This window comes from Mesorhizobium sp. M0621 (genome assembly GCF_040320745.1).
Lineage (GTDB): Bacteria > Pseudomonadota > Alphaproteobacteria > Rhizobiales > Rhizobiaceae > Mesorhizobium.
Map to the genome: position 1 here is coordinate 39250 of NZ_JAMYQF010000010.1, position 14529 is coordinate 53778.

The window sequence follows — 14529 nt, forward strand, 5'->3', positions numbered from 1 at the left end:
TCATTCATGATGCGTTTGAAGACCGCCCGCGTGTGGCGCGCCCTGCTTGCTGGAGTGGCATTCGCGGGCGGAGGCATGGCTTCCGTGCCGACGCTCGCGGCCCCTCCTCCTTCCGCGGACAAGTTCTTCGCGCTTGAGCGCGATGTGCCGCTCGGGCCGAAGATCGACCGGTTCGACTATCAAAGCCTCGACACGAGCTCCGGCCGTTTGTTCATCTCCGGCATGAGCATCGGCAAATTACTGGTGTTCGACACCAGGACCAACAAGCTGATCACAGAGCTGAACGGGTATCCCCAGGTCACCGGCGTGCTTGCCGTTCCGGAGTTGCACAAGGTCTATGCCAGTGTGCCGGGCGACGGCGTCGGCGCCCTCGTATCCGCCGCGTCTGGGATGGCTGGCATCGGCAGCGGCGGCGGTCAAGTCGTCATCCTCGATAGCAACACCTTGCACGAAATCGCGCGCGTGCCCGGTGGCGTGTTTCCAAATGGGATCACTTACGACCCGGACGATCGCACGATCTTTGTCACAGATGAGTTCGGCAAGGGCGTGACTATCATCGACGGCGAGGCGGACCGAACCATCGGCCGGATCGAACTGGGCGGGCTGGTAGGCAATGTGCAATATGATCCGATCACAAAGCGGGTCTATGCGGCCGTAAAAAACACCAATGAGCTTGTCGCAATCGATCCCAGATCGCATGCGGTCGCGGCGCGGTATCGGCTGAATGGCGGTAGGCATCCGCATGGAGTAGCGATCTCGCCCGGATCAGCACTAGCGTTCGTCGCCTGCGACGAGGACGATCGGCTATTGGTCGTGGCGCTCGACACTGGACGCGTTCTCGACAGCGTGCCGATCGCGCACAGACCCGACGTACTCGCGATCGACCCTGCCCTGCGCCGTCTCTACCTCGCTTCCGAATCGGGCGCTCTATCGGTGCTCGACATCAAGGATGCGGCATCGCCCGTCGTGATTGCCACGTTTCCATACGCCGAAAATGCGCACTCGGTCGGCGTTGATCCGAATTCGCACCGGGTATTTCTGCCGCTTCGCAATGTTGACGGACGCGCCGTATTACGGATTTTGCAGCCAAAGACGGCAAGTGGCGCGTCGAAAGGAGCAGCTCTGCATGTCCGTTGAAGACGAACAGAACTGCTATCTGGTCTGGATCTCCGACACAACAGTAGAGATGCGTGATCCGGATGGGACGTTCTTCCTGGAGGGTGTCCTGCAGAAGCCCTCTGCAAGAGATTAATGTCTCGGAGCGAGAGACATTGGGCATATTGGGGCAATTCACACGGAGAAATCCTATGCATGCAAAACTCACGACTGGCGCAAAAGCTAATAGCGATGTCGGCGACGGCTGCAGGTTCGACACCTTCGTCTCAAGATACGGTCTCGAGCGCGACCCGGCGATCATGACCATAGCCGCGATCGTGCGCGGCGCCGACACGGACCGGCACGATCTCACGCCACAGTCGGCGGGGCTACTGGCGATCTCCATGGGTTTGCGGGACGTGACGCCTGACGACCACGAGGTGCTGAAGCACGGCTTCGTCATCTATGACGCGCTCTACGCGTGGGCCTCGGGCCGCAGAGCGGAAACGCACAGCTGGCCACCCGCCACGAAGCCGGCGGCCTGAGCAGAGGACACGGAATGGTAGACCAATCGAATGAGGACGTCGCAGGACGTCAGCCAAGCAACCGCGTCGTTCAGTGGATCGACCACCGATTGCCAGTTTTCACCTTCGTCAATCATGAATTGAACGCCTATCCGACGCCGAGGAATCTGAACTATTTGTGGAATTTCGGTTCGTTGGCCGGGTTCATGCTGGTCGTCATGATCTTCACCGGCGTCGTGCTCGCTATGCACTACACAGCGGATTCTAAGCTCGCCTTCGGCTCCATCGAGCACATCATGCGCGATGTGAACTACGGGTGGATGATCCGCTACATCCACCTGAACGGCGCATCGTTCTTCTTTATCGCGACCTACATCCATATCTTCCGCGGCCTTTACTACGGTTCGTACAAAGCGCCGCGCGAGCTGTTGTGGATGCTGGGGGTCGTCATTCTGCTGCTGATGATGGCAACCGCCTTCTTTGGCTATGTCCTGCCCTGGAGCCAGATGGCGTTCTGGGGCGCCACGGTGGTCACCAACCTGTTCTCCGCGGTTCCGGTTATCGGAGAGAGCATCGTCACCTGGCTTTGGGGCGGGTACTCCGTCGATAATCCGACGCTGCAGCGCTTCTATGCCCTGCACTACCTCCTGCCGTTCGTCATCGTCGGCGTCGTCATGCTGCATCTCGTCGCGCTGCATCGGCACGGTTCCAACAATCCGCTCGGCATCGACCGCAACGGGCCGGGAGATAGCATCCCCTTCCACCCCTACTACACGGTCAAAGACCTGCTCGGCTTGGCGGCTTTCCTGCTGGTGTTCGCCTTCTTCGTCTTTTACCTGCCGAACTACCTCAATGATCCCACAGCCTACATTCCAGCGAATCCGCTGCAGACGCCGGCCGAAGTGGTGCCGCAATGGTACTTCCTGCCGTTCTTCGCGATACTCCGCTCGATTCCGAACAAACTCCTCGGCGTCATCGCCATGTTCTCGGCCGTCGGTGTCCTTTTCGTCCTGCCCTGGCTGGATATATCGAAGGTCCGCAGTGCCCGCTTCCGGCCAATCTACAAATGGGTTTTCTGGTTCCTGGTCATCGACGTCATCGTTTTGGGCTGGGTCGGCGCCAACAAGCCGGAGGGCTTTTTCGTTCTCATCGGCCGCGTTGGCACGTTCTATTACTTCTTCCATTTCCTGGTCGTCATGCCGTTTCTCGGCATTTTCGAGCGCCCGCTGCCGCTCCCGACCAGTATCGTCTCGGCAGTTCTGCCGAAGGGCGACGCGCATCCTGCCGCAGCGCAGGTGCCGGTGCATACGCCGTGACCAGCCAGCCGCGCTCAGGCGCCTGAAGATCACGGGCCACCAAGCAATTCGCAGTGAAGAAAAGAGGAATACCGCCATGACACTCCCTACCCGCTTGGCAGTTCTCATTGCTGCCGCAACTATCGTCACCCCCTCGTTCGCCGCCAATCCAGATTGGAGCCAAGTCGGAAAAGCGCTGGGCAAAGGAGGGACCACGCTGTCCGACGGCGTCTATAGAGTTGGCTTGCCACGATCCGACCTGAAAGTATCGCTCGATGGCGTAACCCTGAAGCCAGGCTTTGCCCTCGGAGGCTGGATCGCGTTCGAACCAATGGGGAATCAGGCAATGGTCATGGGTGACATCGTTCTGACGCAGGATGAGGTGAACCCGGTCATGAAGAAGCTTCAAGCAGGTGGGATCGAGATCACTGCGCTTCACAACCACTTGCTGCGCGCGGAGCCAATGACACTCTACATGCACGTCTTCGGCCAGGGCGACCCGGCCACGCTCGCCACAGCGCTTCATGCCGGGTTGGCGCTGAGCAAGACACCGATGGAGAATGCCGCGTCCGGTGCCGCACAGCCGCAACCCGCCCCCCAGCAGATCGAGTTCGACACGGCGGCCGTCGACCAGGCTATTGGTCATAAAGGCAAGGCCAATGGCGGAGTTTATCAGTTCACCATCCCACGAGCCGAAACGATCACGGACGGTGGTATGACGGTCCCGGTGTCGATGGGTACCGCCATTGCCATCAACTTCCAGCCGACCGGAGGAGGCAAGGCGGCGATCACGGGCGATTTTGTACTGATCGCATCGGAGGTCAATCCAGTCATCAAAGTACTGCAAGGCAGCGGCATAGAGATCACGGCACTGCATAGCCACATGATCGACGAGCAGCCGCGGCTCTTCTTCATGCATTTCTGGGCGAATGACGACGCCGCCAAGCTGGCGCGCGGCCTCAAGGCGGCTCTCGACAAGATGAACCTCGCGAACAGCTAGGGTCGGTCCAGTGCGCGCCGCCAGCGTGGCCGTTGGCCTCATCGCCTCGATCCCCCTGATCGTATGCTCCGTCGGCCCGGCTTCGGCGGAGCCGCCTCTGATCCTCGAGCGAACAATCCCGCTCGAAAACGTCTGGGGCCGCATCGATCATATGGCAATCGATCGTGTTGGGGGACGACTGTTCGTCGCCGAACTCGGCAACGACAGCGTCGATGTAGTCGACCTTCAGGCCGGGAAAGTCTCCCAGAGGATCAACGGACTGAAGGAGCCGCAGGGCGTCGCATATCTTGCCGATCGGGACGTGATTGTCGTCGCCAGTGGCGATGACGGGTCCGTTCGGTTCTTGCGCGCTGGTGATCTGTCGTCACTGGGAACCGCGGCTCTCGGCAACGATGCGGACAATGTCCGCATCGATCCGTCTTCCGGTCATGTCCTTGTAGGATATGGCGATGGCGGGCTGGCCATCCTCGATCAGGTGACCCATTCAAAGCTCGAAGACATAAGACTGGCCGGCCATCCCGAAAGCTTTCAGGTCGACGCGAAAACGGGCCAGGTGTTCGCCAATGTGCCGGACGCCGGGCAGATCGCCATCATCGACCTCAAATCGCGCAAGCAGGTGGCTACCTGGAAAACTCCAGGCTTGGCGGCGAATTTTCCGATGGCGCTCGACAGCGGGGGGCGCCGGCTTGCAGTTGTGTTCCGCAGTCCGGCAAAGCTTGCCCTGCTGGATGCGGCAACTGGTGCGGTGACAGCGAGCCTCGATACATGCGGCGATGCTGACGATGTTTTCTTCGACGGCAAGCGCGATCGAATCTATGTGAGTTGCGGAGACGGCGTGATCGACGTTGTGCGGCGTAGCCCTAGTGGGCTCAGACTGGTCGAACGTGTGGCAACCTCCAGCGGCGCCCGGACCTCGCTCTTCGTACCGGAACTCGATCGCCTCTTTGTTGCTGTGCGTGCTGGATGGCTTGGATCCGGGGCCGCTATCCTCGAATTCCGCCCTTCGCCATGATGTCGATCAGGCATCGGTCGCCCAAGTCAAAATACCTCTCAGTTCGACGAGATTTGCCAAACGGCTACGCCAGCTAGAATGAGGCCGGCGATACCTTCGATGGTCCTGGATATGATATCGAACAGGCGTGGCCGGCTGTCGAAGAAATGCACTAAGGCGCTCCCGAATTCGACAAGCGTCTGGAACATGGCCATCGAAACGGCTCCGCTTCAGCCGCACGTCAATTCAAGGCGCGTCGCGAAAATCTTGCCGAGATTGGTCCCCGTCGGGTCAGTGAAGAACGCGTCTGTCAGCCTCTTCTGGTTCTGCGCGATAGCCGTGTCGGGATTCGGAGGCACGATGGCGCGTGAGCAGCCTTCAGGCAGAGCATCCAGATACCGATTAATCCGAGCAGCCCGAGACTAATGTCTTCCAGCAGCGGCGCGCGGCCGACACTGCCGAGGGCGATCGAGACTAGCGGCAGCGACAGGACCGCGATCAGCACGGCGATCGTGACGTGCGACAAAGGTATCGTAGCTTTTGCACATTCAAACTTGTTCCTATTTATTTGCAACGGCCGTAACATTATTGAGAAGCTATGGTATCTCTTTCTTGGCTTCTCCTGACCTACAAAGTTCCGCCCGAGCCGGCGGCCAAACGCATTGCGCTGTGGCGCAGGCTGAAGGGCATGGCGCGATCTATCTGCAGAACGGTGTCTGCCTGCTGCCCAAGACCGACGATCATGTGCGCCGGCTGAAAATGCTGGAGAACGATGTTTCCAAGATGGGTGGCGAGTCCGTCATCCTTGAAACGGTCGCTCTCGACCGAGGCCAGGAGGACAAGGTCGTCACCCGCTTCAAGGCCGATCGCGATGAGCAGTACCGCGAGTTTCTCGGGCGGTGCGCCGATTTCGAGGTCGAGATCGCCAAGGAGATCGCGATCAACAAATTCACCTATGCGGAGCTCGAAGAGGAAGACACCGACCTGAAGAACTCCAGGGCTGGCTGGAGAAGATCAGGAAGCTTGATTTCTACGGCGCGACGCTGGCCGAGGAAGCCGCCGAGCGGCTGCGCACTTGCGAGGTTTTGCTCGACAGCTACGCACAACGCGTCTTCGACGCGCATGACGAGAACCGGTGAAAGGCCGGCCATAACGGCGCGAGGTTCCCAATAGTGGCGGAGACAATTACGCGTCCCTCAGCGAGGCAAGGTATCCCGGCCAGTATCTGGGCACTCGGCTTTGTCTCGATGCTGATGGATATTTCGTCCGAGATGATCCACGCCCTGCTGCCCGTCTACATGGTGACGGTGCTCGGCACCTCGGCTCTCATCATTGGCATCATTGAAGGTATCGCCGAGGCGACCGCCTCGATCACCAAGGTGTTCTCCGGTGCGCTCAGCGATTGGCTCGGCAAGCGCAAGATTCTGGCGGTGCTCGGCTATGGTCTTGCGGCTGTCACCAAGCCCATCTTTCCATTGGCGCCCACGGTCGAATGGTTGGTCGCGGCACGCTTCATCGACCGCATCGGCAAGGGTATACGCGGCGCACCGCGTGACGCCCTCGTCGCCGATATCGCACCGCCGCATCTGCGTGGCGCGAGTTTCGGTCTTCGCCAATCGCTCGACACGATCGGCGCCTTCATCGGCCCGTTCATCGCTATCTGCCTGATGTGGCTGACGTCGGATCATTTCCAGACGGTGTTCTGGATCGCCGTCATTCCGGCATTCCTGTCGGTCGGACTGATCCTCGTCGCCGTCAAGGAGCCCGAACGCCCGAAGGCGTTGCGCCGCGTTCGCATGCCCCTGCATCGTGACGAGCTTGGCCGTCTCGGAGCGACTTATTGGTGGTCGCGATCGCCGCCGTATTCACGCTTGCCCGCTTCAGTGAGGCTTTTCTGATTCTGCGGGCGCAATCCATCGGCCTGCCGCTGATGCTGGTCCCGGCGGTGCTGGTGATCATGAGCCTCGCCTATTCGCTGTCGGCCTATCCGATCGGCATTCTGTCCGATCGCGTGGATCGGGTGACGATCCTGATCCTGGGCCTGGTGCTGCTGCTGGTCGCCATCTGATCTTGGCTCTGGCGCCGCAGGTGATCGGGCTCGCCATCGGCGTGACGTTCTGGGGTCTGCACATGGGATTCACGCAAGGCCTGCTGGCGACCTTGGTCGCTGAAGCCTCGCCGCCGGAGCTGCGGGGGACCGCTTTTGGCGTGTTCAACCTTGTCACCGGTCTCGCGTTGCTCCTCGCCAGCGTGATCGCCGGCGCGCTTTGGGATGTGGCCGGGCCGCAAGGTACATTTCTCGCGGGAGCCATCTTCACCGTGCTGACGCTTACAGGATTATTTGTCATCCGCGGTCGGATGAAAGGGCGGGTAGATGCCTGAATACCTTCGGTTCCACCCGCTGGCCTCCACCCACCAATTGCCTCCAAGCCCGAATACGCTGAACCTAGGAGCTGCCTATGTATGAATTCGACACCGCAGTAACACATGCAATCAACGGGTTGGCTGAACGAAGCGCGGCCGTCGAGCCATGTCCTTGTCGCGGCAGGGTTCTCGTTCCTTCTCTGCCTCGCCCTCAATCAGCTTATCCTGCTCTTCATCCACCGGATGCGTCCGTACGATGGCGGTGTGACCAATCTCCTGATTGCCCGCAGCGCCGATCCCTCGTTCCCTTCCGACCACGCGACGGCGACCTTTGCCATAGCGGCGGCGTTCCTCCTGCATGGCATGCGGCGCGTTGGGCTGGGCTTTGTCGCTGCAGCCATGCTCGTCACATTCTCGCGCGTCTATATCGGAACCCATTACGCCAGCGACGTTCTGGGCGGGGCGTTGACCGGGATTATTGCCGCTTTCGCCGTTCGCGCGGTCTATCGGGAAGACACCCGCGTCGACCGCTTCGTCACCGGCATTCTATAGGACGTCTCGGGATGCTGAGATCCCTGGTTGCAGATGACAGCTTCTCGCGGGGCCCTACCATTCAGACAGACTCGACGCTGCCGCAGCACTACGGTCATCCATTTATGCCGCGCCGCGTTTCGAACAGGAACCAAATGCGCTTCTCGCCTTCGTCAATCCAGTTCTCCAATAGGCTGGCGGTGGCCACGTCGCGATATTCGTCGCAGAGATCGTGCATCGTTCGCATGCTTGCCACTAGCGTTGCATTGTCCTCGCGCAATTCGGCGAGCATCTCGTGCGGGTGAACGAAATCGGCGTCATTGTCCTGGAGGCGCTGTTGGCGGGAAATGTCTCCGATCGACTTGATGGTGCGAGCTCCCAGCGTGCGCACCCGCTCCGCCAGCGGATCGGTTATGGCGATGATTTCCGCGCCCTGGTCGTCGAGCAGACGGTGGTAGTCGCGAAAAAGCGGACCTGACATATGCGAATGAAAATTCTTCGTCTTCAGATAGAGGGCAAAGATGTCGGCAAGCAGCACCGTTGCGGCGGCGCCGTGTTCTTCGTCGCATCAGCCCCGAGGCCGGTCGGGGCCTTCGTTTTGTGCCGAGTGCTTCGTTGCGATTGCCAGGCTCACACTTCTGAAGGGTCGCCTGAACGGGCGAGGAGGCTGAGGCAGGCCAGCACCGGAGGCACGACAAAGCACCAGGTCGGGGAGGCGACGAACGCAAGCGCCGCGGCCGCGCAGCCAAGTGCAAAGCTTAGAAGGCTGCTTGACATGCGCTTCAGCCGGTCCTTGAGTTCGCGCGTGTGGTCGGTTGCTGCACCCGACATGAGGTCGGCGAGGTCGACCATGATCTGTGTGGTCGTGCCAGTCATTAGCGTCGTTGGCGGCAGCTTGGAAAGATGGACCCGGTGCAGCCCGTTCTGGATCGCCATGGCCGTCACCAGGGTCATGCCGATGGCGATGGCCGCGGGCGAGTCACCATTCGAGACAGGGCCGTGAACGACTGCGGCAATGGCCGCGATCGTCAGCAGCACAAGCTTCAGGCCAAGCAGCGTGACGATGGCCCGCCGTCCCTTGAGCTTGAGCCGCAGGGACAACAGTCTCGACAGCAGGATGACGACGCAGAAGACCGGCAATGCGAGCAATTTTGCGATGATGCCTGTCGTTCCGAAGGCGAGCGCGGCGCCCAGCGTGACGAAATTTCCCGTGACATGGGCGGTGAACAGGCCGGCAAGGGCGAGGAAGCCCATCGTGTCGACATAACCGCCGTTGAAACTGAGAAGCATGCCGAGCGACGGTCTGGTCATGGAGTTCTCCGCTTGCGCTGTCTTGCTTTGGCGATGCACGCCGATTGCGGGGCGTGTCCAACGGCCATGATCTTTCTCGAACTATCCTTATCACTTAGACTACCCCCGATGGATGCCGGTGGCGGCATCCCTTCCGAAACGATGTTTGGCCGCCCCTGACGTCCGGCGGCCGGGAAGGTCATTTGCTGCAACGAAGACAAAGGCGCCAGCAAGCCCGATGTGCTCGAAGAACGCGTTCATGGCCATGGACTGCGTGGGGCCGGGCGGCAGGTCCCAGTAACGCAGGGCGATCCAGGTCGCGCCAAACGTGAAGACGGCGAGCGCCAGCGCTCCGATCCAGCGCCAGTATCCCGTCACAATCAACGCCGACATGGCCAGTTCGAAGGCGATGATGGCGGCGGCGAGAAGCGGTGCCGGCAGAAGGCCAAAATGCTCCATCTCGGCGATGGCGCCGCTGAAGTCGAGGAGTTTGACGATCGGTCCCTGGATATAGGCGGCACATAAAGCGAGCAGCGGCAATGTGCGCAGGGCTGGCGCTGAAAGCAGTCTGCCTGCGAGGCCTTGTTCAATCGCGATGGTGTTCGTGTTCAGGAATGGCTCCCTGGATCAGACGGCCCAGCAACTGCAGCCGAGCGCACCGAAAAACCCCTTGAGGTCGGACACAGGCAGCTTAGAGGTCCCGGAGCCGGCATGGTCGTGACCGTGAACGCCGCAGGCGGATGAACAGCCGCAGGAAGCGATAGCCGTCCTTCTCAGCGAGTGCCGACCGGCACCGTCCGCGTCGCCCCAGGCGCCATAGCCGCCGAAGACGCGAACCGGCGACCAGTCCGGCATCGCTGGCGGAACGTCGCTCTCGTCGAGATCGACAAAATCACCAGCGCCATAGACCATCTTGCCGCCGACAATGGTGAGGCCCGACGTGAGGAAGGAGATCTCGTCCTCGGCACAGGCGAAGAAGTCCTTGTCGGGGACGATGAGGTCGGCGAATTGGCCTTTTTCGATCCGGCCCCTCTTGCCTTCGTCGTTGGCGAACCAGCTGACATTCTCGGTCCACATGCGAAGCGCGGTTTCGCGGTCAAGGCAATTGCGGCGCGGATAGATCCGCGTGCCGCCGACCGTGCGCCCGGTGATCATCCAGGCGAGCGAGACCCATGGATTGTAGGAGGCAACGCGGGTTGCATCGGTGCCGGCCGAAACGAGCACACCGCGCTCCAGCATCTTTGCGATCGGCGGTGTCGCCTCGGCAGCGCCCAGGCCGTAGCGGTCGACGAAATATTCGCCCTGGTAGGCCATGCGATGCTGGACGGCGATGCCGCCGCCCAACGCCGCGACCCGGTCGATCGATTGGTCCGAAATCGTCTCGGCGTGGTCGAAGAACCAGTTCAGTCCGTCGAGCGGAATATCCTGGTTGACCTTCTCGAAGACGTCGAGCGCCCGGCTGATCGTCTCGTCATAAGTGGCGTGCAGCCGCCAGGGCCAGCGGTTTTGCGCCAGGATGCGGACCACATCCTCCAGTTCGCCTTCCATTTCCGGCGGCATGTCCGGACGCGGCTCGCGGAAATCTTCGAAATCGGCGGCCGAGAAGACGAGCATCTCACCGGCGCCATTGTGGCGGAAATAGTCCGACCCCTGTTTGTATTTGACCGAGGCAGTCCATTTGAGGAAGTCGTCCTTTTCCTCCTTAGGCTTCTGCGTGAACAAATTGTAGGCAAGCCGCACCGTCATGAGGCCGTCGTCGGCAAGCTTTTGGATAACGGCATAATCGTCCGGATAGTTCTGGAAGCCGCCGCCGGCGTCGATGACGCCGGTCACGCCGAGTCGGTTGAGTTCGCGCATGAAATGACGGGTGGAATTGACCTGGTAGTCGAAGGGCAGTTTCGGGCCCTTGGCGAGCGTTGCGTAGAGGATGCCGGCGTTCGGCTTGGCCAGCAGCAGTCCGGTTGGATTGCCGGCTGCGTCGCGACTGATTTCGCCGCCGGGCGGGTTCGGTGTGTCCTTGGTGTAGCCAACAGCGCGCAGCGCTGCGGCATTGAGCAAAGCGCGATCGTAAAGATGCAGAATGAACACCGGCGTGTCGGGGGCGATGGTGTTGAGTTCCGCGATGGTGGGCAGGCGTTTTTCGGCGAACTGGTGTTCGGTGAAGCCGCCAATGACCCGCACCCATTGCGGCGGCGGGGTGATATCGACCTGCCGCTTCAGCATCGCCATGGCGTCGGCCAGCGAGCGGACACCGTCCCAGCGCAGTTCCATGTTGAAATTCAGCCCGCCGCGGACGACGTGCGTATGATTGTCGATCAGCCCCGGCAGCACGCGCTTGCCCTTCAGGTCGACAATCCTGGTGCTGGCGCCTGCCAATGCCATGATGTCCTGGTCGTGGCCGACTGCCAGGACCTTGCCGTCCTTGATGGCGACGGCGCTCGCAGTCGGGTTGGAACGGTCAAGTGTGGTGATCAGCCCATGATGCAGGATCAGGTCGGCGGTGTCGTCTTCAACCATTGTTCGTTGCCTCGCAGATGTTGGAATTCAACCCTGTGCGCTCTTGTCTGTGCCCCGGGCTTCCGACACCTCAGACGGCATGCGGCCTTGCGGCAAATTCCCGAATACATGCGGGCGTACTTGATGCAGCCACGACAGGGCCGCCGGTTCACTGCGCCACATATTCTTGACAAGCGGCGGCAGTTGTTCGCCGACGAGGATGCCGAAAAGGCCGACAAGCGCGATGATCGGCGGTGCGGGGGAGCGGACATTCAACAGTCCATAGATGACGCCTACGAGCAGGCCGACGGCAAGCGAGATGACATAGGGTTTCATGTGGCGCTCCAGGAGAACGGAAGGATTGCCTGGCGGCGCCGGCGATTTCGCCAGCGCCACTGCGGGCGATTCAACCCTCGTGCGCGCCGAGCATGGTCTTGGCGTAGATGACGCCGAGGCCATAGGCGCCGCCCAATCTCTTGGCGATGCCCGTCGTCAGCTCGTAGGTGTCGCCGCGCGCCCAGTCGCGCTGCAGTTCCAGCAGATATTGCAGCGACGTCATCGGCCGTACGCCGGCCTGGATCATCCGCTGCATGGCGCGCTCATGCGCTTCGTCGGAGACGTCGCCGCAGGCGTCTGCAATCACATAGACTTCGAAACCCTGATCCAGTGCGGAAAGAGACGGGCCGACGATGCAGACGCTGGTCCACAGGCCGCACAGGACGAGACGCTTCTTGCCGATCGCATTGACCTGGGCGATGACGGCGGCGTCCTCCCAGGTGTTCATCGAGGTGCGGTCAAGCAGCGGCTGGCCGGGAAAGGTATTTGTGATCTCGTCGAACATCGGTCCCGAGAACGTCTTCTCGGCGACGGTGGTCAGGATGGTCGAAACGCCGAAGCCGGCCGCAGCATGGGCGACCAGCGCCGCGTTGTTGCGTAACAGGACGGCATCGATCGACTTGGTGGCAAAGGACATTTGCGACTGGAAGTCGATCATGATCAGCGTGTGGTCCTTTGGCGAAATCAGCTCTGAACCGGGTTTCGGAGTAGCAGTCAGCGGCATGGTCGTCCTCGTTCAAAAATAGATTGACGTTCGGTGCGGAGCCTTGACCGGCACGCAGTGTGCATTCGCGCTTCTCGCTATTGAGAGCGTCGGCAAGCCTCTGTTTCCGTGAGGCGCACTGGATCACGACTCGAAATTCAGGGCTTGTAGGAACTATCCGCGCTTTTGACGTTTCGCTCGGGATTGCAGGCCTGCCCGCCGTGCTCGGCTGAGCCCAATCGTATGGGACGGTTGCTCGGATGTTGATCATGCATGAGACGTCAAAATATCAGATGCTTTGTACAAGCGCCGGACACCGGCCTGTGGTCGAAGGATGCTTCGTGAGTAGAAGTGTCGAGACGGTTGAGGAGTAGTCTGCTGCCAACCTCTCTCGCTGCGCGTTAGCTTGAATGAGGACAGGTCAATGACGACAGTCCGGACCTCATGGTCACACCGGAAGGCAGCTGGTCCCGGTCCTTCTCTCGTCGCACAACTGAATGTTCTCCCGCCGCAATGCGCATCCTTCAAGGCGGCTGCAACCTCGGCCATCGCTCCATGAGGGCAGGGGCCAGAATGATTGCGCTTGGCCTGTGCGCAAGCCAGCTCACAGGATGCATTGCGGCCTTTCCCCGCGACGGTGTCCCACAGCAATTGGCGTCGGCGGCCGAACCGCCCGGCTATCAGCGCGATATCCGGATCTGGGGCGATTCCTATGCCACCTATCCGGCTGCGCGACTTGTGCGGTTCCATGACGAGAGGCTGAAGGCGTCGAAGGCCGATCCGTCCATAAATCTCAGAGCGCTGAACGCCCTTACACTGTCGGGCGGTGGCAGCAGCGGTGCCTTCGGAGCCGGCATTCTTGCAGGCTGGGCCAAGGCCGGGACCAGACCAAAATTCGATATCGTCACCGGGATCAGCGCCGGCGCGCTGATCGCACCCTTTGCTTTCCTTGGTCCGGCCTATGACGACGAACTCAAGGCAGGATTCACCGAGGTCACCGACGCCAACATCTACACCAGGCACAGTTTTCTCGGAGCACTCTCCAGTGGCTCCTTCACCAGCAACGCTCCGCTCGCCAAGATGCTCGACGAACATATTACCGACGCCATGCTTGCCAAGATTGCGGCTGAGTATTCCAAGGGCCGCCGGCTGTTTATCGGGACGACCAATCTCGACGCGGATCGGGCCGTCATCTGGGATATGGGAGCCATAGCGGCAAGCGGGCGGCCGGATCGAAGGAAACTTTTCAACGAGGTCATCCTGGCCTCCACGTCCATCCCGGGCATCTTTCCGCCTGTCGATCTCGAAGTGACCGCGGCCGGCAAGACCTATCACGAGATGCATGTCGATGGTGGCACCGCCAACGAGGTCTTCCTCATGCCGGCCGGACTGACGCTCGGCCAACTCGACAAGACATTCCATACCAAGGTGAAGGCGCGGCTCTATGTGATCCGCAATGGCAAGACCACGCCGGAGTACAGCCCGGTCAAAGCCACCTTGCCAGACATTGCCGAGAAGGCGGTCTCGTCGCTGATCAAGACGCAAGGTATCGGCGACCTTTACCGACTCTATGCCGTCGCCAAACGTGACGGGATCGACTTCAACGCCATAGACATTCCGGCCGACTTCACTGTGGAAGCCAAGAGCCCGTTCGACCAAAGCTTCATGCGCGCGCTTTACGCCAAAGGCTACGAGCTGGGCCGCAACGGCGTCCCATGGAAAAAGACTCCGCCCGGATTTGATGAGCCTTCCAATGAAGGGCGATGATGCGTCGGCTACCTTCGAAGGGCCCCGACGAGCACGCAAGCCATTGCGAAAGCAGGTACAGCCACGATGACAACCGCCATCAAGGATTGTCCAGACCAAACGGAGACATACGGTGCCGGATATGTCGCGTGACCCGA

General features: G+C 60.8%; 14 protein-coding genes and 3 pseudogenes. 9 read left to right on the forward strand and 8 right to left on the reverse strand.

The window, feature by feature from the left end; translation table 11 throughout:
* The first annotated feature begins 6 nt into the window (after window positions 1–6).
* The 5 genes from NKI38_RS09690 to NKI38_RS09710 all read left to right on the forward strand — a co-directional run bounded on the left by NKI38_RS09690 (window position 7) and on the right by NKI38_RS09710 (window position 4926).
* Window positions 7–1137 carry a YncE family protein gene (locus NKI38_RS09690; RefSeq protein ID WP_352656788.1) on the forward strand — a complete coding sequence of 377 codons (1131 nt, stop codon included), beginning with the start codon at window positions 7–9 and terminating at the stop codon, window positions 1135–1137.
* A 170-nt stretch (window positions 1138–1307) separates the two neighbouring features.
* Window positions 1308–1640 (forward strand): chromate resistance protein ChrB domain-containing protein, encoded by a 333-nt coding sequence (locus NKI38_RS09695; protein WP_352656790.1) that lies wholly within the window; start codon window positions 1308–1310, stop codon window positions 1638–1640.
* A 14-nt stretch (window positions 1641–1654) separates the two neighbouring features.
* Window positions 1655–2935, forward strand: coding sequence for a cytochrome b (locus NKI38_RS09700; RefSeq protein ID WP_352656792.1), 1281 nt, complete (start codon window positions 1655–1657; stop codon window positions 2933–2935).
* Between the two features lie 76 nt (window positions 2936–3011).
* Window positions 3012–3914: a DUF1259 domain-containing protein gene (locus tag NKI38_RS09705; RefSeq protein ID WP_352656794.1), complete on the forward strand. Its 903-nt coding sequence runs from the start codon at window positions 3012–3014 to the stop codon at window positions 3912–3914.
* A 10-nt stretch (window positions 3915–3924) separates the two neighbouring features.
* On the forward strand, window positions 3925–4926 hold the full coding sequence (locus NKI38_RS09710; RefSeq protein WP_352656796.1) for a YncE family protein: 1002 nt from the start codon (window positions 3925–3927) through the stop codon (window positions 4924–4926).
* A gap of 38 nt (window positions 4927–4964) precedes the next feature.
* Here NKI38_RS09710 and NKI38_RS09715 read toward each other — a convergent pair whose 3' ends face one another.
* Window positions 4965–5120 carry a hypothetical protein gene (locus NKI38_RS09715; RefSeq protein ID WP_352656798.1) on the reverse strand — a complete coding sequence of 52 codons (156 nt, stop codon included), beginning with the start codon at window positions 5118–5120 and terminating at the stop codon, window positions 4965–4967.
* A gap of 15 nt (window positions 5121–5135) precedes the next feature.
* Window positions 5136–5291 (reverse strand): annotated as a pseudogene (locus tag NKI38_RS09720) (DUF1007 family protein); the annotation flags it as partial.
* Between the two features lie 154 nt (window positions 5292–5445).
* Here NKI38_RS09720 and NKI38_RS33525 point away from each other — a divergent pair.
* The 3 genes and pseudogenes from NKI38_RS33525 (at window position 5446) to NKI38_RS09740 (ending at window position 7821) form a co-directional block, all read left to right on the forward strand.
* Window positions 5446–6078 carry a Chromate resistance protein ChrB gene (locus NKI38_RS33525; protein ID WP_502899281.1) on the forward strand — a complete coding sequence of 211 codons (633 nt, stop codon included), beginning with the start codon at window positions 5446–5448 and terminating at the stop codon, window positions 6076–6078.
* A gap of 74 nt (window positions 6079–6152) precedes the next feature.
* Window positions 6153–7287, forward strand: a pseudogene (locus NKI38_RS09735) (MFS transporter).
* Window positions 7288–7392: 105 nt separating this feature from the next.
* Window positions 7393–7821 (forward strand): phosphatase PAP2 family protein, encoded by a 429-nt coding sequence (locus NKI38_RS09740; protein ID WP_352656801.1) that lies wholly within the window; start codon window positions 7393–7395, stop codon window positions 7819–7821.
* Between the two features lie 94 nt (window positions 7822–7915).
* On the opposite strand, the pseudogene NKI38_RS09745 reads toward NKI38_RS09740, so the two are convergent.
* The 6 genes and pseudogenes from NKI38_RS09745 to NKI38_RS09770 form a co-directional block, all read right to left on the reverse strand.
* Window positions 7916–8394: pseudogene (locus tag NKI38_RS09745) on the reverse strand (Dps family protein); the annotation flags it as partial.
* 36 nt (window positions 8395–8430) lie between these two features.
* On the reverse strand, window positions 8431–9111 hold the full coding sequence (locus NKI38_RS09750; protein ID WP_352656803.1) for a DUF1275 family protein: 681 nt from the start codon (window positions 9109–9111) through the stop codon (window positions 8431–8433).
* Between the two features lie 99 nt (window positions 9112–9210).
* A complete protein-coding gene (locus tag NKI38_RS09755; RefSeq protein ID WP_352656994.1) occupies window positions 9211–9702 on the reverse strand; it encodes a DoxX family protein in 492 nt (163 codons plus the stop codon).
* Window positions 9703–9717: 15 nt separating this feature from the next.
* Complete coding sequence (locus tag NKI38_RS09760) at window positions 9718–11607, reverse strand: amidohydrolase (RefSeq protein WP_352656805.1); 1890 nt, start codon at window positions 11605–11607, stop codon at window positions 9718–9720.
* 27 nt (window positions 11608–11634) lie between these two features.
* On the reverse strand, window positions 11635–11922 hold the full coding sequence (locus tag NKI38_RS09765; protein ID WP_352656807.1) for a XapX domain-containing protein: 288 nt from the start codon (window positions 11920–11922) through the stop codon (window positions 11635–11637).
* Window positions 11923–11992: 70 nt separating this feature from the next.
* Window positions 11993–12640 carry a hydrolase gene (locus NKI38_RS09770; protein ID WP_502899284.1) on the reverse strand — a complete coding sequence of 216 codons (648 nt, stop codon included), beginning with the start codon at window positions 12638–12640 and terminating at the stop codon, window positions 11993–11995.
* A gap of 558 nt (window positions 12641–13198) precedes the next feature.
* Between NKI38_RS09770 and NKI38_RS09775 the strand changes: the two genes are divergently transcribed.
* Complete coding sequence (locus NKI38_RS09775) at window positions 13199–14392, forward strand: patatin-like phospholipase family protein (protein WP_352656811.1); 1194 nt, start codon at window positions 13199–13201, stop codon at window positions 14390–14392.
* Window positions 14393–14529: the final 137 nt, after the last annotated feature.